The sequence below is a fragment of the Roseovarius albus genome (genome assembly GCF_900172335.1).
Classification (GTDB): Bacteria; Pseudomonadota; Alphaproteobacteria; order Rhodobacterales; family Rhodobacteraceae; genus Roseovarius; species Roseovarius albus.
On the sequence record NZ_FWFX01000003.1, the window covers coordinates 98,051 to 118,955 of the forward strand.

22 protein-coding genes are annotated in these 20,905 nt (G+C 55.2%); 14 read left to right on the top strand and 8 right to left on the bottom strand.

All coding sequences use genetic code 11. The features are described 5' to 3' along the window. Positions 1-30: 30 nt before the first annotated feature. The 3 genes from ROA7450_RS05855 to greA form a co-directional block, all read right to left on the bottom strand. A complete protein-coding gene (locus tag ROA7450_RS05855) occupies positions 31-486 on the bottom strand; it encodes a universal stress protein (protein WP_085804759.1) in 456 nt (151 codons plus the stop codon). Between the two features lie 72 nt (positions 487-558). Continuing rightward, positions 559-1,578, bottom strand: coding sequence for a hypothetical protein (locus tag ROA7450_RS05860; protein ID WP_085804760.1), 1,020 nt, complete (start codon positions 1,576-1,578; stop codon positions 559-561). 14 nt (positions 1,579-1,592) lie between these two features. Then, positions 1,593-2,063 carry a transcription elongation factor GreA gene (greA, locus tag ROA7450_RS05865; protein WP_085804761.1) on the bottom strand — a complete coding sequence of 157 codons (471 nt, stop codon included), beginning with the start codon at positions 2,061-2,063 and terminating at the stop codon, positions 1,593-1,595. Positions 2,064-2,331: 268 nt separating this feature from the next. Between greA and ROA7450_RS05870 the strand changes: the two genes are divergently transcribed. From ROA7450_RS05870 to ROA7450_RS05880, 3 genes are all read left to right on the top strand, one after another. Further along, on the top strand, positions 2,332-3,978 hold the full coding sequence (locus ROA7450_RS05870) for an electron transfer flavoprotein-ubiquinone oxidoreductase (RefSeq protein WP_085805041.1): 1,647 nt from the start codon (positions 2,332-2,334) through the stop codon (positions 3,976-3,978). A 107-nt stretch (positions 3,979-4,085) separates the two neighbouring features. Further along, positions 4,086-5,804, top strand: coding sequence for a tetratricopeptide repeat protein (locus ROA7450_RS05875; RefSeq protein ID WP_085804762.1), 1,719 nt, complete (start codon positions 4,086-4,088; stop codon positions 5,802-5,804). Then, positions 5,791-6,618 carry a 4-(cytidine 5'-diphospho)-2-C-methyl-D-erythritol kinase gene (locus ROA7450_RS05880; RefSeq protein ID WP_085804763.1) on the top strand — a complete coding sequence of 276 codons (828 nt, stop codon included), beginning with the start codon at positions 5,791-5,793 and terminating at the stop codon, positions 6,616-6,618. Before ROA7450_RS05875 ends, ROA7450_RS05880 begins: the two co-directional genes overlap by 14 nt. Here the strand turns inward: ROA7450_RS05880 and ROA7450_RS05885 are convergent. Then, positions 6,611-7,612 carry a polyprenyl synthetase family protein gene (locus ROA7450_RS05885; RefSeq protein WP_085804764.1) on the bottom strand — a complete coding sequence of 334 codons (1,002 nt, stop codon included), beginning with the start codon at positions 7,610-7,612 and terminating at the stop codon, positions 6,611-6,613. The two genes, ROA7450_RS05880 and ROA7450_RS05885, sit on opposite strands and share 8 nt — an antisense overlap. 55 nt (positions 7,613-7,667) lie before the next feature. Between ROA7450_RS05885 and ROA7450_RS05890 the strand changes: the two genes are divergently transcribed. The 3 genes from ROA7450_RS05890 to ROA7450_RS05900 all read left to right on the top strand — a co-directional run bounded on the left by ROA7450_RS05890 (position 7,668) and on the right by ROA7450_RS05900 (position 8,930). Beyond that, positions 7,668-7,883 (top strand): putative signal transducing protein, encoded by a 216-nt coding sequence (locus tag ROA7450_RS05890; protein ID WP_085804765.1) that lies wholly within the window; start codon positions 7,668-7,670, stop codon positions 7,881-7,883. A gap of 1 nt (position 7,884) precedes the next feature. Then, the gene (locus ROA7450_RS05895; protein ID WP_085805042.1) at positions 7,885-8,655 is read left to right on the top strand and encodes a tRNA1(Val) (adenine(37)-N6)-methyltransferase; all 771 of its coding nucleotides are present in this window, start codon (positions 7,885-7,887) and stop codon (positions 8,653-8,655) included. A 104-nt stretch (positions 8,656-8,759) separates the two neighbouring features. Beyond that, positions 8,760-8,930 carry a YdcH family protein gene (locus ROA7450_RS05900; RefSeq protein ID WP_085804766.1) on the top strand — a complete coding sequence of 57 codons (171 nt, stop codon included), beginning with the start codon at positions 8,760-8,762 and terminating at the stop codon, positions 8,928-8,930. Between the two features lie 59 nt (positions 8,931-8,989). Here ROA7450_RS05900 and phbB read toward each other — a convergent pair whose 3' ends face one another. The 3 genes from phbB to ROA7450_RS05915 all read right to left on the bottom strand — a co-directional run bounded on the left by phbB (position 8,990) and on the right by ROA7450_RS05915 (position 12,049). Continuing rightward, positions 8,990-9,712 (bottom strand): acetoacetyl-CoA reductase, encoded by a 723-nt coding sequence (gene phbB / locus ROA7450_RS05905; protein WP_085804767.1) that lies wholly within the window; start codon positions 9,710-9,712, stop codon positions 8,990-8,992. Positions 9,713-9,902: 190 nt separating this feature from the next. Continuing rightward, on the bottom strand, positions 9,903-11,078 hold the full coding sequence (locus ROA7450_RS05910; protein ID WP_085805043.1) for an acetyl-CoA C-acetyltransferase: 1,176 nt from the start codon (positions 11,076-11,078) through the stop codon (positions 9,903-9,905). Positions 11,079-11,209: 131 nt separating this feature from the next. Beyond that, positions 11,210-12,049 carry an EAL domain-containing protein gene (locus ROA7450_RS05915; protein ID WP_085804768.1) on the bottom strand — a complete coding sequence of 280 codons (840 nt, stop codon included), beginning with the start codon at positions 12,047-12,049 and terminating at the stop codon, positions 11,210-11,212. Positions 12,050-12,207: 158 nt separating this feature from the next. On the opposite strand from ROA7450_RS05915, the gene rlmN reads away from it, so the two are divergent. The 8 genes from rlmN to ROA7450_RS05955 all read left to right on the top strand — a co-directional run bounded on the left by rlmN (position 12,208) and on the right by ROA7450_RS05955 (position 19,377). After that, on the top strand, positions 12,208-13,389 hold the full coding sequence (rlmN, locus tag ROA7450_RS05920) for a dual-specificity RNA methyltransferase RlmN (protein WP_085804769.1): 1,182 nt from the start codon (positions 12,208-12,210) through the stop codon (positions 13,387-13,389). A 272-nt stretch (positions 13,390-13,661) separates the two neighbouring features. Continuing rightward, positions 13,662-14,909, top strand: coding sequence for an MFS transporter (locus tag ROA7450_RS05925; RefSeq protein ID WP_085804770.1), 1,248 nt, complete (start codon positions 13,662-13,664; stop codon positions 14,907-14,909). Between the two features lie 266 nt (positions 14,910-15,175). Continuing rightward, positions 15,176-15,361: a hypothetical protein gene (locus ROA7450_RS05930; RefSeq protein ID WP_085804771.1), complete on the top strand. Its 186-nt coding sequence runs from the start codon at positions 15,176-15,178 to the stop codon at positions 15,359-15,361. 83 nt (positions 15,362-15,444) lie between these two features. Then, the gene (locus ROA7450_RS05935) at positions 15,445-16,317 is read left to right on the top strand and encodes an S-methyl-5'-thioadenosine phosphorylase (RefSeq protein WP_085804772.1); all 873 of its coding nucleotides are present in this window, start codon (positions 15,445-15,447) and stop codon (positions 16,315-16,317) included. 67 nt (positions 16,318-16,384) lie between these two features. Continuing rightward, positions 16,385-17,014 (top strand): LysE family translocator, encoded by a 630-nt coding sequence (locus ROA7450_RS05940; protein ID WP_085804773.1) that lies wholly within the window; start codon positions 16,385-16,387, stop codon positions 17,012-17,014. After that, positions 16,939-18,294, top strand: coding sequence for an SDR family oxidoreductase (locus tag ROA7450_RS05945; RefSeq protein WP_085804774.1), 1,356 nt, complete (start codon positions 16,939-16,941; stop codon positions 18,292-18,294). The genes ROA7450_RS05940 and ROA7450_RS05945 overlap by 76 nt, the downstream gene beginning before the upstream one ends. After that, a complete protein-coding gene (locus ROA7450_RS05950; RefSeq protein WP_085804775.1) occupies positions 18,294-18,767 on the top strand; it encodes a DUF2269 family protein in 474 nt (157 codons plus the stop codon). The genes ROA7450_RS05945 and ROA7450_RS05950 overlap by 1 nt, the downstream gene beginning before the upstream one ends. A 70-nt stretch (positions 18,768-18,837) precedes the next feature. After that, a complete protein-coding gene (locus ROA7450_RS05955; protein WP_085804776.1) occupies positions 18,838-19,377 on the top strand; it encodes an adenine phosphoribosyltransferase in 540 nt (179 codons plus the stop codon). 41 nt (positions 19,378-19,418) lie between these two features. On the opposite strand, the gene creD is transcribed toward ROA7450_RS05955, so the two are convergent. Beyond that, on the bottom strand, positions 19,419-20,846 hold the full coding sequence (gene creD, locus ROA7450_RS05960; RefSeq protein ID WP_085804777.1) for a cell envelope integrity protein CreD: 1,428 nt from the start codon (positions 20,844-20,846) through the stop codon (positions 19,419-19,421). Between the last annotated feature and the right edge of the window lie 59 nt (positions 20,847-20,905).

The window sequence follows — 20,905 nt, forward strand, 5'->3', positions numbered from 1 at the left end:
AACCTGCATGTTACAAACAGATTGACGGGCTTAAGTGATCGCTTCTAGCCGCTCTTTCGACAAATCACCCGGCACGATCGTGATCGGAATTGGCAGCGAACCCGAGTTCTTCGACAGCTGTGTCACCAGTGGCCCCGGGCCCTTCTTGTCCGTACCCGCACCAAGCACCAACACGCCGATTTCAGGATCATCCTGCACCTGTGCCATGATCTCAATCACCGGCACTCCTTCGCGAATGACCAGCTCGGGCTCAACCCCCTGCTTGTCGCGCATCCATTTGGCAAACACTTCATAATGCACCTGAATTCGCTCGCGCGCTTCTTCACGCATGATGTCGCCAACACCGATCCAGTGGTTGAATTCTTCTGGTGGGATCACCGCCAGCACCTCGACCCCACCATTGGTGTGTGCCGCCCGCATCGCGGCGAACCGCATCGCATTCAGACATTCCCGGCTTTCGTCCAGAACGACAAGAAACTTACGCATGATGATCTCCCTCAGTCCGGCATCATTGCCGAAAAGATTTGTAGCCGCAACAGGTTATCGACTCGTACCCAATTAGTTAAAGGTGCCCGCAACACGCCCCAGCAACATAAATGCCCGCGCTGTACGCGTATTTGACAGCTCGGAAATCTCGGCATCTGTCGCCGTTTCAGCAAACTGAGCGAACATGGTATCGAACCTGCGCAAAAAGTGGTGGGCGGCATCTCTAAAGATCCCGTCATTGCGCATTCTTGCCCCCGTCAACGCCAAGGATGATCGATCTCTGACACCGCCAAGCGCCGCAATCGAACGTCCCCGCTCACCTTCCGCAAACCGGCGCCAAACCTCGGGGCGTATCAGATCTGGGCGCAAGTCATCCATGTATATACCTTCCTGCGACAGCAACGTTAGAACGTCCTGTGACGCCTGAACCAGCTGCGAGGCCGAACGATCCTTGAGTGCCCGGCGCAAGGCAGCAAACCCCTCTTTGTCGTTCACGGTCTCGGGGAAGTTCAATGCCCGAATGAAATCTTTCCGCTCCAATGGCGGTTGGATATCTTCGGCACTTGTTCCCAAGGGCAAAGCAACCTGATCTTCCTTGCCAATTGCTGATACGCTTTTCGTGTTGGGCTTAAATACCGGCGTCGACCCACGCGACGTCGAAAACGTAGCAATTGCCGTTTCCGTTTTACGTTGAGCCGCAGCGATTTCATCCAGTTTACGCGCCACAGAGGCATCAGACACCGTGTTACGTGTTTGATTTTGCGCCACATATGCATGGCGAATGGCATCAATCGCCGCCTGCAGGCGTACGCTTTCTTCACGCATCACACGTGTGGACCGGGCTGCAACAGCTGCCACCCAGATCATCGCAAGGGGCAGAAAGATCGCCAATATGGTCATGACAAACTGCAGCAAACTTCCAGGCGATCCTGTGTTTCCTTCAGAAGGAATCAACAGAAAAAACAGCCCTGCAGCACCTAGCCACAGAACCGAAAGCACCAAAGCAATCACCTCTACGCCCGTGATCCGGGCTTTGCTTAATCTGTCATAAATTCCCAACGACGTCGGGGATGTCTCAGGCCGGTCCGACATATTTTTTGCCTAAATCAAATGAAGGCAATCTTTAGCACTTCATAAGACTTTTCGCCACCCGGCGTGCGCACTTCTACGCTATCACCCTCTTCTTTGCCGATCAGGGCACGGGCAATCGGCGACTTTATGTTCAGAAGGCCGTTTTCGATGCTGGCCTCATATTCGCCAACGATCTGATAGGTCTTCTCTTCGTCAGTATCCTCGTCAACCAAAGTCACGGTTGCGCCGAATTTGATAGCGCCGTTCAGGCTGGCGGTATCGATCACATCTGCAAGGCTGATCACGCCTTCCAGCTCTTTGATCCGGCCTTCAATAAAGGACTGCTTTTCTTTCGCAGAATGATACTCGGCATTTTCTGACAAGTCGCCGTGCTCACGCGCCTCGGCGATGGCCCGAATGATCGCAGGACGATCCTCAGATTTCAGTTTCTTCAGCTCTACCTCAAGCTCAGCATAACCCTTCCGGGTCATCGGAATTTTTTCCATTTTGAGCGTCCCCCGTCTGTACCAGCCATCCAAATCTGGCCGACCATAAATTCACAAATCTTCACGCCAGATTGCCCCAAGCGAAACAGCGATTGCAATAGAGGAAGGTAACGTTGCGTGCAATCTGCTTCTGATGCGCGTCAAAATGCCGTTTTCTGCCGTTTTTAGCCTCATCTTTCAATTGACGATATGCTTCACTGCGCGCTACCACAGCGCAACTTTATTGCCAGCCGGAATACCGGCCCGCCCTGAGAAAGGATTTGGAGTAATGTCCGAGATCGAACGCGAAGCCATGGAATACGATGTGGTCATCGTTGGTGCCGGCCCTGCGGGCTTGAGTGCGGCGATCCGCCTCAAGCAGCTGAACCCGGAACGCGAAGTTGTGGTTCTGGAAAAAGGCTCTGAGGTTGGTGCGCATATTCTGTCAGGTGCAGTTCTTGATCCCTGTGGTCTGGACGCGCTGATTCCCGACTGGAAGAAAAAAGGTGCACCGCTGAACACAGAGGTGAAAGAAGACAACTTCTACATGCTGGGTGAAGCAGGTCAGATCCGCATCCCGAACTTCCCAATGCCACCGCTGATGAACAACCATGGCAACTACATTGTTTCCATGGGCAACGTCTGCCGCTGGATGGCAGAGCAAGCCGAGGAAATGGGCATCGAGATCTTCCCCGGCATGGCCTGTTCCGAGCTGATTTACGGCGAAAACGGCGAAGTCAAAGGCGTCGTTGCTGGTGAGTTTGGCAAAAACGCAGACGGCACCCCCGGCCCAGCCTATGAGCCCGGCATGGAATTGCACGGCAAATACGTTTTCCTGTCGGAAGGTGTCCGCGGCAGCCTGTCAAAAGAAGTTATTGCCAAATACAACCTGTCTGACGGCAAAGAGCCACAGAAATTCGGCGTTGGCATGAAAGAGATCTGGGAAGTTGACCCAGCCAAGCACAAAGAGGGCACTGTCACCCACACCATGGGTTGGCCTTTGGGCTCGAACGCAGGTGGTGGTTCGTTTGTCTACCACTTGGAGAACAATCAGGTTTACGTCGGTTTCGTGGTTCACCTGAACTACAAGAACCCATACCTGTTCCCGTATATGGAATTCCAGCGCTTCAAGCATCATCCCATGATCGAAGAGCTGCTGAAAGGCGGCAAGCGTGTGGCCTACGGTGCGCGTGCAATTTCCGAGGGTGGCTACCAGTCGATGCCGAAAATGGTTGCGCCTGGCGTGGCCCTGCTGGGTTGCTCGGTTGGCATGGTTAACGTGCCGCGCATCAAGGGCAACCACAACGCCATGCTGTCGGGGAAAGCCGCGGCCGAAGCGGCGCATGTCGCGATTGAGGCAGATCGCGCCGGTGATGAGCTGAACGATTACGAAACCGAAGTGCGCACTGGCGCCATAGGCAAAGACCTCAAGAAGGTGCGCAACGTGAAACCGCTTTGGTCAAAATACGGCCTGCTGGCGTCGCTCACGCTGGGTGGCATGGACATGTGGACCAATACGCTGGGCTTCTCGCTCTTCGGAACGGTCAAACATGGCAAAACCGATGCTGCGGCGACCGAGGAAGCCTCAAAGCACAAGCCCATCGATTATCCAAAGCCCGATGGCAAGATCAGCTTTGACCGCCTGACCAACGTCAGCTTCTCGATGACTAACCACGAAGAAAGCCAGCCTGTGCACCTACAACTGGCTGATGCGACAACTCCGATTTCGGTCAACCTGCCGAAATACGCAGAACCCGCGCAACGCTACTGCCCAGCAGGCGTGTACGAGATCGTGGAGAATGAGAACGGGCCGGAGTTCGTGATCAACTTCCAGAACTGCGTCCACTGCAAGACCTGCGACATCAAGGACCCAAGCCAGAACATCACCTGGGTCACACCGCAGGGTGGTGACGGTCCAAATTATCCCAACATGTAAAAATGTGGTGAAAATCGGCTTGCGGGGCGCTCAATTGAGCGCCCCGCATTGCTTTGGCCAGTATCGCATACTACGTTTGCCCTGAAACCAGACATGAGGCTATTCGCGTGCGTTTGAAACTCCTTCTCACCCTCGCCCTGATCACCGGACTGCACGGATTAGCGCAGCCAGCTGCCGCTGAAGAAGCCGTCGGTGCATATTTGGCCGCCACACAAGCGCGCTACAACAGCGACTACGACGCGGAAGCCAAGTATTTCAGCGAGGTTCTGGTCCGCGATCCGAATAACCCGGCAGTGTTGGAAAGCGCCTCTGCCGCATATCTGCGTCTTGGCCAGTTGGACAAGGCCCTGCCAATGGCCCAAAAAATCGAAGAGGCCGAGTTGCGCAGCCAGGTGGCGAACATCGTTCTGACCGCCGCAGACGCCAGCACCGAAGATTTCGACGCCCTGATCAAGCGCGCCGAGGACGAACGCGGAATCGGCGACCTAGCCGACGGGCTGATGGTTGCATGGTCACATCTTGGCAAAGGGGATATGGACGCCGCCCTTGCGACATTTGACGAGGTGTCAAAGCAACGCGGTGTCAAAAACTTTGTCTTGTACCACAAGGCGCTGGCCCTGGCCTCGGTTGGCGATTTCGAAAGTGCCGATGCGATCTTTTCCGGGGCAGAGCAAGGCCCGGTTCAAAACACCCGTCGGGGCATGATCGCATGGTCACAGATCTTGAGTCAGTTGGACCGCAATCAAGATGCCTTGGATCAATTGGGAAACGCCTTTGGCAACAATCGCGACCCGGAAATCTCGGCACTGAAAGACCAACTTGCCGCCGGTGAAAGCATCCCATTCTCACTGATCCAAAGCCCCAAGGATGGTTTGGCTGAGGTGTTCTATTCAATCGGGCAGGCACTGGCTGTCGATTCCGGTGAAAATTACACTCTTTTCTATTCGCGAGCCGCGCAGGCGCTCAAACCCGATCATATCGATGCTATCATCCTTTCGGCTGAATTGCTGGAAGCCTTACAACAGTATGATCTGGCCACCGCCGCCTATAAGTCTGTGCCCACTGATCACCCCGCATTTTTCATGGCCGAGCTGGGCCGCGCCGACGCGCTGCGCCGCTCCGAGAAAACCGATGCCGCCATCGAAGTTTTGTCCCGCCTGAGCGAAAGCCACGCAGACCTGCCTTTGGTACATGTCTCAACCGGCGATCTGCACCGCCAGCTAGAACAATTTGCCGAAGCGGTACCCGCGTATGATCTGGCTGTTGAAATTTACAGCGAGCTCGAAAACGAACAATGGTTTGTCTATTATGTGCGCGGGATTTCGCATGAGCGACTAGGGAATTGGGAAAACGCCGAAGCCGATTTTCGCAAGGCGCTGGAAATCAACCCAGACCAACCTGATGTGCTCAACTACCTTGGTTACACCATGGTGGAAAAACGCGTCAATTTTGATGAGGCCTTAAACATGATCGAGCGCGCTGTCGATGCCCGCCCTGACAGCGGTTATATTGTCGATAGCCTGGGTTGGGTGCTTTATCGACTGGGGCGCTATGACGAATCCATCGGTCATATGGAGCGCGCAGCAGAGCTGGAGCCGGTTGACCCGATCCTGAATGACCACTTGGGTGACGTGCTTTGGGCCGTGGGCCGCAAGACCGAGGCGATTTTTCAATGGAAACGTGCTCTGTCGTTCTATGATGAAGACAATCCTTCGCCAGACATCGACCCCGACCGCGTTCGGCGCAAGCTAGAAGTTGGGTTGGATGAAGTTTTGGCAGAAGAGGGTGCTGAGCCCCTCGCAACCTCCGCCAATGACAACAATTGAGGCTTTCGCCCCTGCCAAAATCAATCTGACCCTACATGTCACAGATCGTCGTGCGGACGGATATCATCTATTAGATTCGCTGGTCGTTTTTGCCGGTATAGGTGACAGGTTAATTCTGAAGTCTTCGGACACGACCGAACTCGAGGTTTCTGGTCCCTTTGCTGGGGGTGTCCCGACAGACAACAGAAATCTGGTTAAAAAAGCTGCCAAGTTGATGGGCGCCACCGCAACCATCAACTTAGAAAAGAATCTGCCTCATGCCGCTGGCATCGGTGGCGGTTCAAGCGATGCGGCAGCAACCATAAAGGCGTTATCCCTGCTAAATAGTCTGTCATTGCCCAATGGTGCTGCAGTACTTGGCGCTGATATACCGGTTTGCCTTGCGGCGCAGGCCGCCCGCATGCGCGGGATTGGTGAAATTATTGAACCATTGCCAGATTTCCCCATCCTCCATGGCGTACTGGCAAACCCTAGACTACCGATCGAAACTAAGACGATCTTTGCAAATCTAAAAAGTCCGCAGAATTCAGCGATGCCGAGCTCTCTACCCGCCTTTGATACCTCCGACGATTGCATCACCTTCCTTCAAACCATGCGGAATGATCTGGAAGCTCCTGCTATCAAAGCTCAGCCGGTTATCGAAGATGTGCTACATGCGCTTACTCAGACAGCCAGCTGCCGGCTCGCGCGCATGTCCGGCTCTGGCGCGACCTGTTTTGGCTTATACGCTGATGAAATCACTGCAAAAATAGCAGCACGCGACCTGCAAAGAACCCATCCTAACTGGTGGGTCACTGCAACTACGCTTAACTAACCCGCGACACCACGAAATCTGCCAGATTTGTCAGCATGTCCCGTACAGGGTGGGCTGGCAGCTTGGCCATCGCCACCTTGCCCTGCTCGGCCCATTTCAAGGCATCTAGGCGTGTCCGCTCAAGGGCATCGTATTTGCGCAAAAGCTCTAGGGCATGTTCCAAATCGCCATCACGCTGATCACCCTTTTCAATGGTACGTTGCCAAAAGGCGCGCTCTTCATCTGTGGCTTCGGCCACGGCCTTGATCACCGGCAGGGTCAGCTTGCGCTCGCGGAAATCGTCTCCGATGTTCTTGCCGGTTTTCTGGCTTTGTCCCTGATAATCCAACAGGTCATCCACAATCTGGAATGCGATCCCCAAGGCATCGCCATAATCATAAAGAGCCTTGACCTGCTCTTCGGGTGCCCCGGCAATCACGCCACCCACCTCGGTTGCTGCGGAAAACAGCGCCGCCGTTTTGCCCCGTACGACCTGCAGATAGATCGCTTCATTGGTGCGCAGGTCCTGCGCAGCTGTGAGTTGCAGAACTTCGCCTTCGGCAATCGTTGCTGAGGCATTGGCCAGAATATCCAACACCCGCAGTGACCCTGTTTCGACCATCAACTGGAACGAGCGTGAAAACAGATAGTCCCCCACCAACACGCTGGACTTGTTGTCCCACAGAAGGTTGGCGGTCGGGCGGCCCCGGCGCTTGGCACTTTCATCAACTACATCATCATGCAGCAAGGTCGCGGTATGTATGAACTCAACCGTCGCTGCCAAGTGAACATCGTATTCACCCGTGTAGCCGCACAAGTCCGCCGCCGCCAAAGTCATCAGAGGACGCAAGCGCTTACCACCCGCCCCAACCAGATGTGCAGTTACCTCAGGGATACGTGGGGCATGGCGCGACGCCATACGAGTTTGGATCAGCCGATTTACAGCTTCCATCTTGCCCGACAGGTGTCGTGCCAGATCTTCATGCGGTTTTGCTGTGGCCTGCTCAAGTCCCATCACACACCTGTAACTTTGCTCGACATTTCTGTGTCGGTGCCTTTATGTCATCCCCATGAAACAGTTGCTACGTACAAACGACACAACCTCAATTGCATTCGCCAAGGCACTGCTTCAAGGCGAGGGTATAGACTGCTTTGAAATCGACGTAAATATGAGCATCCTCGAAGGATCGATTGGTGTCTTTCCACGCCGATTGATGGTGGCTCCGCAAGATTTCGAACGTGCTTTGCGCGCCATGCATGACAACGGAATCGAGACCGATGGCTGAGATGTGGCCAGAGCGCGAGTTAAGCCAGGATGATTTCCTCGGCGGCCGCCTGAAACTGTTCCAGCCACGTCAGGGGTATCGGTCGGGCATGGACGCCGTGCTCCTTGCCGCCAGTGTCCCGGCACGGTCTGGTGACAGTGTTCTGGAACTGGGCTGTGGGGCAGGTGTTGCGATTTCTTGCCTTGGGCACAGAATTCCCGGAACACAGTTAACCGGCCTAGAACTGCAATCACACTATGCAGCGCTCGCCACCCGCAATGCACAAGCCAATAGCCTAACACTCGAGGTCACAACCGGGAATTTGACCCGGATGCCAGAGCTCTTGAAGCAGCAGCAATTCGATCACGTGATGGCCAATCCTCCGTATTTTCTGCGTGAACAAAGCACCGAAGCCCCGGATCAGGGACGGGAAACCGCGATGGGAGAGACAACACCACTGGCAGATTGGGTTGCACAAGCGGCCAAACGCACCAAACCCAAAGGCACCGTAACCTTTATTCAAAGAGCGAATCGCTTGCCTGAACTGCTTTCACACATGTCCGCTCATCTGGGCAGTTTGACTCTGTTGCCACTGATTCCCCGTACCGGAAAACCCGCGCGGCTTGTTATTCTACAGGGCCGCAAGAACGGGCGCGCCGCATTCAAATTTCTAGATGGTTGGGTTTTGCACGATGGTACACAGCATGATGGCGACCGCGAAAATCACACCAAAGCAACCACTTGTATCCTGCGCGACGGACAAGCCTTGCCGCTGGGTCAAATCACTTTGTAAATTTTACGTAACATTTTTTCGCCGATGCTGCGCGTGCAGCGTGACAGATGGCAAAATATGTGGTGCACTCGTTCCGTTATACAAAAATCTAGAGGAGATCGCCTATGAGCTTGAGTTCACATGTTGAGGAACTGAAAAAGAAACATCAAATCCTCTCAGAACAGGTTGAAGTGGCGCAACGCGCCCCCGGGACAGATGATCTCGAAATATCAGAGCTCAAGAAACAAAAGCTGCGATTAAAAGAAGAAATTGAACGACTATCAGTCGACGCATAATCAAGCCAAACATAAAAAGGCCGGTCAAATGACCGGCCTTCGCATTTTCACAACAGCCGTTAGACGAAGAACTGCGCACCGTTGGCCGAGATCGTTGAGCCGTTGATGAACTGTGAATCGTCGGATGCCAGAAACGCCACACAACGGGCAATCTCCTCCGGCTCACCCAGACGACCAGCCGGGATCTGGCTGATGATGCTGTCGCGGACTTTCTCTGGAACCGCCATAACCATTTCGGTCGCAATGTAACCTGGGCAGATGGCGTTTGCAGTAATGCCCGCGCGCGCGCCTTCTTGCGCCAGTGACTTCACAATCCCCAAATCACCTGCTTTGGTCGCGGCATAGTTCACCTGCGCAAACTGACCTTTTTGACCATTGATCGAGCTGATCACGATCACACGGCCGAACTTGCGCTCACGCATACCAGGCCAGATCGGATGCACGGTGTTGAATACACCTGTGAGGTTGGTGTCGATCACCTGATGCCACTGCTCTGGTGTCATCTTGTGGAATGGAGCGTCCCGGGTGATGCCTGCGTTGGCGACAACGATGTCGATGGGACCTACTTCGGCTTCGACCTTGGCGATGCCAGCAGCGCTTTCGTCATAGTCAGCCACGTTCCATTTATAGGTGCTGATGCCAGTTTCTTCTGTGAACTTGGCTGCGGCCTCATCATTGCCAGCGTAAGTCGCGGCAACATTGTAGCCTTCGGCCTTCAGCGCTTTTGAAATTGCTGCGCCAATCCCGCGGGAACCACCGGTAACTAGTGCTGTTCGAGCCATGAAATCCTCCAATATGGCAAAATGCGTTGGTAACTCTATTACTATTCAACAATCAAATGAGCAATTATATTGCGCGAATAATTTGCCGCACTGCAGCAGATTTTTCACCCGTTCCGCTCAATTTGTTTCCTTTACGAAAAAGGGGCGCCCTGTTGGACACCCCCTATCAAATGCGATTCGCACGTGATTCTCAGGGGCGCTCAAGGCACATTGCCACGCCCATGCCACCGCCGATGCACAGGGTCGCCAAACCCTTTTTGGCATCTCGGCGTTTCATCTCGAACAGCAGCGTGTTCAGAACGCGACACCCCGAGGCACCGATGGGGTGACCAATGGCAATCGCGCCGCCGTTGACGTTCACGATATCCGGATTCCAGCCCATGTCCTTGTTCACGGCACAGGCCTGCGCGGCGAAAGCCTCATTGGCCTCAACCAGATCCAGATCACCAACTGACCAACCCGCTTTCTCCAGCGCCTTACGGCTAGCGTGAATCGGACCGACACCCATAATCGATGGGTCAAGACCAGCGGTGGCATAAGACGCGATGCGGGCCAATGGCTCGATACCACGTTGTGCTGCATCATCTGCTGACATCAGCAGAACAGCTGCCGCGCCATCGTTGAGGCCTGAAGCATTGGCCGCAGTCACGGAACCGTCTTTGGTGAAGGCCGGGCGCATCTTTTGCATGGCTTCCAGATTGGCACCGTGGCGGATGTATTCATCCTGATCGACCACGATGTCACCCTTGCGGGTTTTCACAGTGAATGGCGTGATCTCATCAGAAAATTTCCCCGCTTTTTGAGCAGCTTCCGCCTTATTTTGGCTGGCAACCGCAAATTCGTCCTGCATGTCGCGGGTGATCTGCCATTGGTCTGCTACGTTCTCGGCGGTCTGACCCATGTGGTAACCGTTAAAGGCGTCCCACAGGCCATCACGGATCATCGAATCAATGTATTTCACATCGCCCATTTTGTGGCCGGCCCGCAGGTGTGCGACATGCGGGGATAGGGTCATATTTTCCTGACCTCCGGCGGCAACCACGCTCGCGTCACCCAGCTGGATATGTTGTGCGCCCAATGCAACGGCACGCAGACCAGATCCACACACTTGGTTCAGTCCCCAAGCAGAGCTTTCGACTGGCAGGCCCGCATTGACATGCGCTTGACGGGCCGGGTTTTGGCCTTGGCCAGCACTCAGCACCTGACCCAGAATTGTTTCTGAAACGTCGGCTTTGTCGATGCCGGCACGTTCCACGATCGCTTCCAATACGGTCGCGCCCAAATCGTGCGCCGGTGTATTGGCAAAAGAGCCACCAAATGAGCCAACAGCCGTCCGGGCTGCCGATGCAATCACTACGTTTGTCATAGAGTCCTCCACCAGGGTTTGTTTCTCCAGAATCCCCTGCCGCTGCACGCGCAAAACGATCAAAAGACTCTGCCTTCCCCGGCAGGCATAGACTAGTTGCCGCAACGCGGCAACTGATCCTGTGTCGCAGGTCAGCCTTTTGCTTTGCGGGTCTTCGACTGGGCCCAAGGGGGTTGAATGGTGGGGGCACCGAAATGGTATCCTTGCAGGCAATCAACCCCAAGCAGTTCAAGATAGGCCACATCAGCCGCCGTCTCGACGTTTTCGGCCACGGTGATCATATCGAACTGGCGCCCAATGGCGATCAAGGCCGCCGCCAGCACCTGATTGTCAGGGTTTTCGGCGATGCCGCGAATGAATTGTCCCTCTATCTTGAGCACATCGAAGTAGAAATTCTTAAGGTAACGAAACGACGTAAATCCCGCCCCAAAATCATCCAGCGCAAAACTCACACCTTGTTTTTGCAAATCCTGCATGAAGCTTGTCACCAGTTCCGGTACCAACATGGCCGACCGCTCGGTAATCTCCAGAATCAACCGCTCGGCCAAGGTTGGGTCCATCTTAAACCCCTTTTGCAAAATCTCGGACCAGCGGGGGTAGCCGATTGATCGCGCGGACATATTTATCGACAGGCGCAACCCCGGAAACTGTACCAAGGTCTCAATCCCCTTCTCCAACGCAAGACAATCAATCAATCGCCCGGTCTCGGTCTCTTCGATCTCGTTGATAAACTCCGCCGCCGGTATCACCCGGCCCGTGGCATCCAGCACCCGGATCAGCCCCTCGTAAAACGCGGGCCGATCGTGATGACCAGCAGGAACAATCGCCTGATAGGCAAGCCGCACCTCGCCATGGCGCGCCGCCCTGTCGACCATGTCGATCACACGCCTGTCGCGTTGCGACACAGCATAATCAAGCGCATTGTCCTGCCCCGCCGGAATACCGGCCCACTTTTCCTTGTCTCGCCCCATCTGATTCTCCACCTGTGGACGCGCACAGCTTTACGCACCGACGCTAAAGAACCCTTAATTGCCGCCCGCGGCATCAAATCCATGCAGATCTCAAAACCCTTTGGATTCGGCGCAGGAATACTATATGGAGGCACATCTGACCCATAAGACGTACCAAAATGACCAATTCAGCTCCGATCACCCAAGATGTCCTGACCATCCCCCGCAAGCTGCCCGAGGGGCCGACGAACCTTGTCGGGCTCACCCGCGCGCGCCTGCGCGAGGTGCTGATCGAAAACGGCACACCGGAAAAGCAGGCCAAAATGCGGGTCAACCAGATCTGGCAATGGATCTACCAGTGGGGCGTGCGTGACTTTGCACAGATGACCAACCTCTCCAAAGCCTACCGCGCCGAACTCGCCGAAAAATTCGTCATCGCCATTCCCGAAATGGTCAGCCGACAGATCAGCGCCGATGGCACCCGAAAATATCTGGTCCGCATCGCCGGCGGGCACGAGGTTGAGGTGGTCTATATCCCCGAAACCGATCGCGGCACGCTTTGCATCAGTTCGCAGGTCGGCTGCACCCTGACTTGTTCCTTCTGCCACACCGGCACGCAAAAACTGGTCCGCAACCTGACCGCTGGGGAAATCATCGGCCAGGTGATGATGGCCCGCGATGATCTCAATGAGTGGCCCGAGCCCGGCAAAGGCACCGATGAAAACGGCCCGCGCCTGCTGTCGAACATCGTGCTGATGGGCATGGGCGAGCCGCTGTATAATTTCGAAAACGTCCGCGACGCGATGAACATCGCCATGGATGGCGAAGGCATCAGCCTGTCGCGCCGCCGCATCACCCTGTCGACCAGCGGCGTCGTCCCCGAAATCGCCAAAACGGCCCAAGAAATCGGCTGTATGCTGGCGGTCAGCTTTCACGCCACCACGGATGAAACCCGCGATAAACTGGTCCCGATCAACAAGCGCTGGAACATCGCCGCGCTGCTCGATGCCCTGCGCGCCTATCCGAAACTGTCGAATTCCGAACGCATCACCTTTGAATATGTCATGCTCAAGGATGTGAACGACAGTGACGAAGACGCCCGCCGTCTGGTGCAGCTGATCAAAGGCATCCCCGCCAAGATCAACCTGATCCCGTTCAACGAATGGCCCGGCTCGCCGCATGAACGCAGCGATTGGGACCGGATCCAGAAATTCGCCGACATCATCTACAAAGCCGGCTACGCCAGCCCAATCCGCACCCCGCGCGGAGAGGACATCATGGCCGCCTGCGGGCAGTTGAAATCCGCCACCGAGCGCGCCCGCAAATCCCGCAAGGAAATTCAGGCCGAAGCCGGGCTTTAATCCGCCCAATCTGCTCACCTGCGGGGAACGGTGGTTATCTGGCCGCCGCGCATCGCGAACGAGTTTCTGCTTGCATTGAAATAACGATTGGAGCCCGGTTTTCGGGCTTAAAAGAAACGCCATTTGTTCGGTCCAATTGGACACAAAACATTTAAATCAATAGTATGAAAATTAATTATTGGCGTTCAATCAGCATTCTCGGTGGCATGAGTTGCCGGTAGGGCTTTATTTCCGAATTGAACCGCTTAAAACCTTTAGTTGAGGGATTTGACATGAATCTATCACGATTGTCACTTTTGCTTGTCGTATTCATTGATGTCATGGGCTTTGGTCTAATCGTACCGATATTCAATACGATCCTTCTGGACCCGCAACAAACTTTCCTGTCGCATGGAACACCCACAAATATCCGCCAACTCGACTACACGATTTTGATTGTTGTATTCTTTGTGTTCTACTTCTTCGGGGCTGCGTTTATCGCAAAACTGTCAGACTACATCGGACGCAAGAACGGCATTTTGATTTGTCTGGCAGGGGATTTGATCGGTTATGCTCTGACAGTGGTTGCGATCATGTCGTCCAGCTATTGGCTGTTGCTGATTGGGAGAGCGATTTCCGGCTTCACGACCGCGAACCAACCTATAGCCCAGGCTGCGTTGATCGATATTAGTCATGATGAGCAGGAAAAATCCAAAAATCTGGGAATGATTGTGGCGGCTGCCGCTTTGGGTTTGCTTGGCGGTCCGCTCATTTCCGGGTTGCTCAGCGACCAAAACTTGATGGGTTCTGCCGCATCACTTGAACTGCCATTTTATGTCGCAATCGGTCTTATCCTGATCAATATGATACTTGTCATCTTTTTCTTCTTCGAACCCGATTTCAAAAAGCAAAAGATCGACTTCGGTCCCATGGATGTGGTCTCTAATCTGTGGAAAGTGAAATCGAATCCTGTCGTGCTGCGGCTTTCCGTTGTCATGTTGTTCTCGCTTATGTGCCTGAATGCGTTTTTCTTTTTCATCGACACCTATCTACTGACAAGGTTTGACTTCGGCACACTTCAAAATAGCTTGGCACTTGCAGTGTTTGGTGGCTCCATGGCCTTTGGCAGCGCCTATCTGACAGCACCATTGCATGAGCGGTTCAAGAAGTTCCGCATATTATATATCTCTATCGCCGCGATGGGCATTGGGATACTTGTGTTCATGCTCAACCCTGTGGCCGATCTTTCCTATATTTTGATTGTCCCCATAACAATCGCATTCGCGATCATGTACCCCACGATGTTGTCTTTGTTCTCCGGAAGCGTTGGACCGACCGAGCAGGGCTGGGTGATGGGTGTGACAGTTGCAATCTACGCATTTGGCTCCGGATCAATTACAGCTTTGAGTGGTTCTCTCTTGGCCATCAATCTGCGGATGCCTTTCATGATTGCCATCATCTGCTGCATCCTGGCATTGATCTCTATGGCAAAACTGTTTCGGCATCCGGGGGTTCAAGCCTTGGATACCAAAGGTAAATAGAATCCGCCGCAATACCCTAAATGGCAGACCACTTGCATTGCTGCTTGGTGTAGAAAAAGTAGGCTTCCCGCCCAACTGTTGAATTGCAATTTCCATTCTTGACTGCTTGCAAACAATCAAGCTTGCCACATTCCCTAGAAACCACTGTCCTCAGATCATAAACAAGCCCAGATTTGACCACAGACTGTCTCTAATATCGCCACAAGGGCGGTTCAGCTTGGCCAAGTTAGACACGACAAGACATCACTTCTTGAAGGACCAAGAATATGCAAACGACAGATTATATGGATAAAGACGTTTTTGAATTGGTACAGCGCGAGCGCGAGTTGGCGGTATCAGACCGCGAGTGGAAGCACCGCCTGCGCGGCTATGGATACGCCATCCGAGATTACCGCGAAGGTACCTTTGTCACGCCGCTTTACGGCCTCAAGCGCCTTGTTCGTCTGAACTAAGCAGTCCCGCCAGATTGCCCATTTTCAATCCCACCTACCCCGCGTAAAACCAACGCAGAATTCAGGGCAGAGGAAGAAAATCCATGGGCAAAACGGTTATCGGGGTCATCGGCGGCTCGGGCGTATATGACATCGACGGGTTGGAAAACCCTGAATGGGTCACAGTTGATACCCCTTGGGGCACCCCCTCTGACCAGCTTTTGACCGGCACGCTGGACGGCGTGACCATGGTCTTCCTGCCCCGCCACGGGCGCGGGCATGTACACAGCCCCAGTTCAGTTCCCTACCGCGCCAATATCGATGCGCTGAAACGCCTTAGCGTGACCGACGTGATCAGCGTCAGCGCCTGCGGGTCCTTCCGCGAGGAAATGGCCCCCGGTGATTTTGTAATCGTTGATCAGTTTATCGATCGGACTTTTGCCCGCGAAAAGTCCTTCTTCGGTCCCGGCTGCGTGGCGCATGTCAGCGTTGCCCACCCGACCTGCCCACGTCTGAGCGATGCCTGCGAAGTTGCCGCCAAAGCATCGGGGATTGCCGTCCATCGCGGCGGCACCTATCTGGCGATGGAAGGCCCGCAGTTTTCCACCCTCGCCGAATCCAAAATGTACCGCGAAAGCTGGGGCTGCGATGTCATCGGGATGACCAACATGCCCGAGGCCAAACTCGCCCGCGAGGCCGAGCTGTGCTATGCCAGCGTGGCCATGGTCACCGACTATGACAGCTGGCACCCTGACCATGGCGAAGTGGATGTCGCCCAGATCATTGCCACTCTAACGGGGAATGCCGACAAAGCCCGCTCCATGGTCAGCCGCCTACCCGGTCTGCTTGGCTCTGAACGCGCCCCCTGCCCCCACGGCTGCGACCGCGCCTTAGAGTTCGCGATGCTAACCGCTCCCGACAAACGCGATCCTGATGTTCTGGCAAAGTTGGATGCTGTTGCAGGGCGCGTGCTCTGACCGCAACCCCTTGCAGACATCTGCATGATCGGTCTTTACTCGCTCCGAAACATTCGGAGTACTAACCATGCCCTTTGAACTCTGGCTCGCCTTTGTCGCCGCCTCCACCGCGCTGCTTTTGATCCCCGGCCCCACGGTTCTGCTGGTGCTCAGCTATGCCCTTAGCAAGGGGCGGACCGTCGCAGTGGCCAGCGCCACCGGCGTCGCCTTGGGAGATCTGGTGGCCATGACCGCGTCATTGCTCGGGCTTGGTGCGCTGGTACTCGCCTCTGCTACGTTGTTTACTGCGCTCAAATGGATCGGCGCGATTTATCTGGTTTATCTCGGCATCAAGCTGCTGCGCAGCGCTCCGACCGAAGGGCTAGAGGCCAGCGTGCCTGATCGCGAAATCACCAGCCGCAACGTGTTCTGGCACGCTGCTGCCGTGACCGCGTTAAACCCCAAATCCATCGCCTTTTTCATCGCCTTTGTGCCGCAGTTTATCACGGTGAACTCTCCCCTGCTGCCTCAGTTCGCCATCCTGATTGCCACCTTCGTCGGATTGGCAGCCGTCAACGCATTGGCCTATGCTCTGCTCGCCGACAAGCTGCGCCAAACCATCCGCCGCCCTTCGGTGCTGACATGGCTCACCCGCAGCGGCGGCGTCGCTCTGATCGCAATGGGCGTGATGACCGCAACGCTGCGACGGGCAAGTTGAGCGACAATCCCGGCAAAGTTCTAGTCCTCGGCGCCGATGGTTTCATCGGTCGCCATATCGCCTTTGGTTTACGCGAAGAGGGATGGCAGGTTCTGGCCTCGGCGCGCAACACCAATTCCCTGTCACACATGGGCTTTGAGACGCTCAAAGCCGATCTGACAGATCCGCAAACGCATGATCCAGACTGGTGGCGCCCACAGATCGCAGACATCAGCCATGTGGTAATTGCTTCCGGTGTCTTGGATGCTTCTGATGCCGTATATGAGGCCGTTCACGTGACGGCACCAAAAGCCCTTTGCGAGGCTTTGCCTGACGACGCAAATGCCGTGTTGATCTCTGCCGTCGGCATCGATCACAGCGAAACCCGCTTCGCCCGATACCGTCAGAAGGCAGAGGCATTGGCTCAAGATCACAATCTCACCGTACTTCGGGCAGGATTGGTATTGGGCGGGACCTCTTATGGTGGGTCTTCCCTAGCGCGGGCCTTGGCTGCCATGCCTTTTTGCATCCCTGTCGTCGGCGATGGGAAGCAAACGTTCAATCCCATCCATGCCGCAGACCTGTCACGTATCGTGTCGCATGCGTTGAAGTCAGACCCGAGTCCTACTCCGACCGACATCGGCGGCCCGGAAACCATCACCCAAGAGCAAATACTTCAATCCTATCGTCGCTGGTTCGGGCTTGCTCCGGTACGCGCACTCAAATTACCCCTTTGGTGCGCCTATTTGCTGGGCAAGATTGGCGACAAGATGCGTCTCGGTCCGATTTCCTCCACCGCAGTGGCGCAACTTCAATCAGGCGTGTTGGCCAAGCCGGATTTCACAAACTTACCCGGAACCATCCACCCGCGCGGTTTCAGAACCTTTCTCAATGCTCGTCCTGCAGGCACGCAAGACCTATGGCACGCGCGGCTCTATCTGATGCGCCCGGTCTTACGAATCGTGTTGGCAGTGCTCTGGCTGGCCTCGGGTCTGATCGGTTTGTTTTTGCCAGCCACGGAATTCCTACCGCTGATTACCAACGCCCCTGTCAGCGATGCTGTATTGATCGCCCTTGCCCGCATTGGCGGTGTTGCTGACATTGTGTTGGGCGTTTTGATCCTGCGTGGGTGGCGACCACGCCTCACCACACTCCTGCAGGCTCTGCTTGTTCTGGGATACACAGCGGCATTCACACTTCTAGCACCTTTACTCTGGCTGCTGCCGCTTGGGGGGCTGTTGAAAAACCTGCCCATCCTCGCGCTCATCGGCATCTTGGCAATACTCGAGAAAGAGCGCTGATGTTTGATCCGTATTTCATCGCCAAATGGATCCATATCCTCAGCTCAACCGTTCTGTTTGGCACTGGCATTGGCACGGCGTTCCAGATGGTCTGTGCCATGCGTACTGGCAGGCCCGAGGTCATATACCCTGTGTCCAAGGCCGTGGTCTGGGCGGATTGGCTGTTCACCACACCAGCGGGCATCGTCCAACCCCTGACGGGCCTATGGCTCATCCACCTGCTGGACTATTCCTTGACGGAACCCTGGTTGATGGCCACCTATGCTCTCTACCTTCTTGCTTTTGTCTGCTGGGCTCCGGTAGTGCATCTGCAAATCAAGATCCGCGACCTTGCCGAACAGGCATCACAAGCGGGTACCGAGCTGTCGCCAGAGGCCCTGCGCGTCTATCGCGTCTGGTTTGCACTTGGCTGGCCCGCCTTCATCAGCCTGACCGGTATTTTCTGGCTGATGGTCACCAAGCCCAGCCTGTAGTGACCCGTCCCCTTGTCATGACATCTGATTTGCGCCACATCAGGTGCGACTTTCTTGAACAGGTGTCCTCATGCCAAACAGCAAAACCGTCAGCGACTATATTCGCGCCATCCCTGATTTCCCGCACGAAGGCATCATCTTTCGCGATGTGACGACGCTATTTTCCGATCCGCGCGGATTTCGCATGGCGGTGGATCAACTGGTGCATCCCTTTGTCGGTCAGCGGATCGACAAAGTTGTCGGGCTAGAGGCGCGTGGCTTTATCCTGGGCGGTGCCGTGGCGCACCAACTGTCGGTTGGTTTCGTACCGGTACGCAAACAGGGTAAATTGCCCGGTGATGTCCTGTCCGAAGCCTACACGCTGGAATACGGCAAGGCCGTGGTTGAAATTCACACCGATGCAATCCAACCCGGCGAGCGGGTTCTGGTGGTGGATGATCTTCTTGCCACGGGCGGCACCGCCACTGCTGGCATCAAGCTGATCGAACGTCTGGGCGGGGAAATCACTGGCTGCGCCTTTGTGGTTGATCTGCCTGAACTGGGCGGCCGCAAACGGCTCGAAGAATTGGGCATGTCCGTGCACACCCTGTGTGAATTCGACGGCCTCTGAAGGGGAAGGCCACCCAGCAAATGCAGGTGGCCTTATTGAAATTACTTTGCCGGGGCTTGCGGCAAAGGCTGAGCAACCTCTCGTTTCCGCCACCAGCCAGATTTGGCTTTCTTCTCAGGATCGCCGTACCAATCCTCATTGCGGGTGGCGAACATCGTCCCGGCGATTGCAGCAAACAATAAGATTGAGCCCGCCAAAAGCGCATAGTCCGCGCTGCGCAGTATCAGGTACATCACCGTATAGAGCACCGCCTGCGCCAGCCCGAGCACCAATGCGCGTTTTCCCAGCCGCAAGGCCACCACGCCAAAACAGGTAATCAGCGCCACGGTTGCCCCGGCCGATACCAGATAGGCCATGGCAAAGCCGATTTGCTCAGACAGGGCCAGCATCAGCAAAAAGAACGCCGACTGCGCCAGACCCACCAGAATGTACTGCACCGGATGGGTTGGGCGTTTGGATGCGCCTTCAACCAGAAAGATCGTCAGGAACGTCAGGCCGATAAACAACATCCCATAGCGCGCGGCACGGTAGGCTTTCTGGTAGAAGTCATTCGGCTGATAGAACCCGACACCAAACCCACTGCTCCGGCGCGCAGCCTCATCCGTGTCTTCGCGCGAGACCTGCGGGATACTCCGTGCCAGATGTGGAATGGTCCAGTTCGCAGCGAACCCTGCCTCAGTGACCTCATGCCCATCCGGCAGGAAGTTCCCGCGAAACTCCGGGTGCGCCCAATCACTCGTGACTGAAACTTCACTCGTGCGCCCTACCGGCGTGAACTCCAGCGCCTCGGTCCCGTTCAGACCCAGCTTGAGGTGATAACGCTCGTGTTCACGCGGATCACCCGTCAGCGCCTGGATACCACCTTTGCCGTGGATCTCGCTGGCGGAAGGCTCCAGTGGCAGCGCTTTCCCATCTGCTAGCAATTCAGTTGCCCCACGCAAGGCCCGGTTGGAGGATACATGAAACCGCACTTCGGCTTTGTCCCAAACCAGAACCTCCTTGGCCTTCAGCACCTTGGTCGCCTTGTCATAGGGGAAATCAAACTGCATTTCGGCTTGCGCGCTGTAAACGGGCACGGTGAAGATCCCACGGCGCCGCTCTTGGCTCTGACTCTCGACATCCACACTCAGGTTATCTGGATAAATATATACCGAATCTTGGTTGTAGGTGCGCTCAACATCCTTGTAACGATAGAGCGGTTTGTCATTGACGTCCGTCATTTGATGCCCGGTGACAGGGTCCAGAACTTCGATCTTGTCGCGTACACTCACCGTCTTTTGCACGGGGATAACCAGAACAGGGCCGCTCAGCTGCTGACGCCCACCCCATTCATGGCCAATCTCGTATCGAGTGACCCGATTGTAATCGGCGCGCTTATCGATGACACTGCCGACAAAGAATACCGGGACGGTCATCAATACGACCAGCACCGACAATATGAAAAATCTGTATCCGGGGGATTTGTGCATGAGGTTTGCCTTTCTACTTCTGTCTCTTTCCTCTCATGCCCGCCCGAATTGCAGGTCCT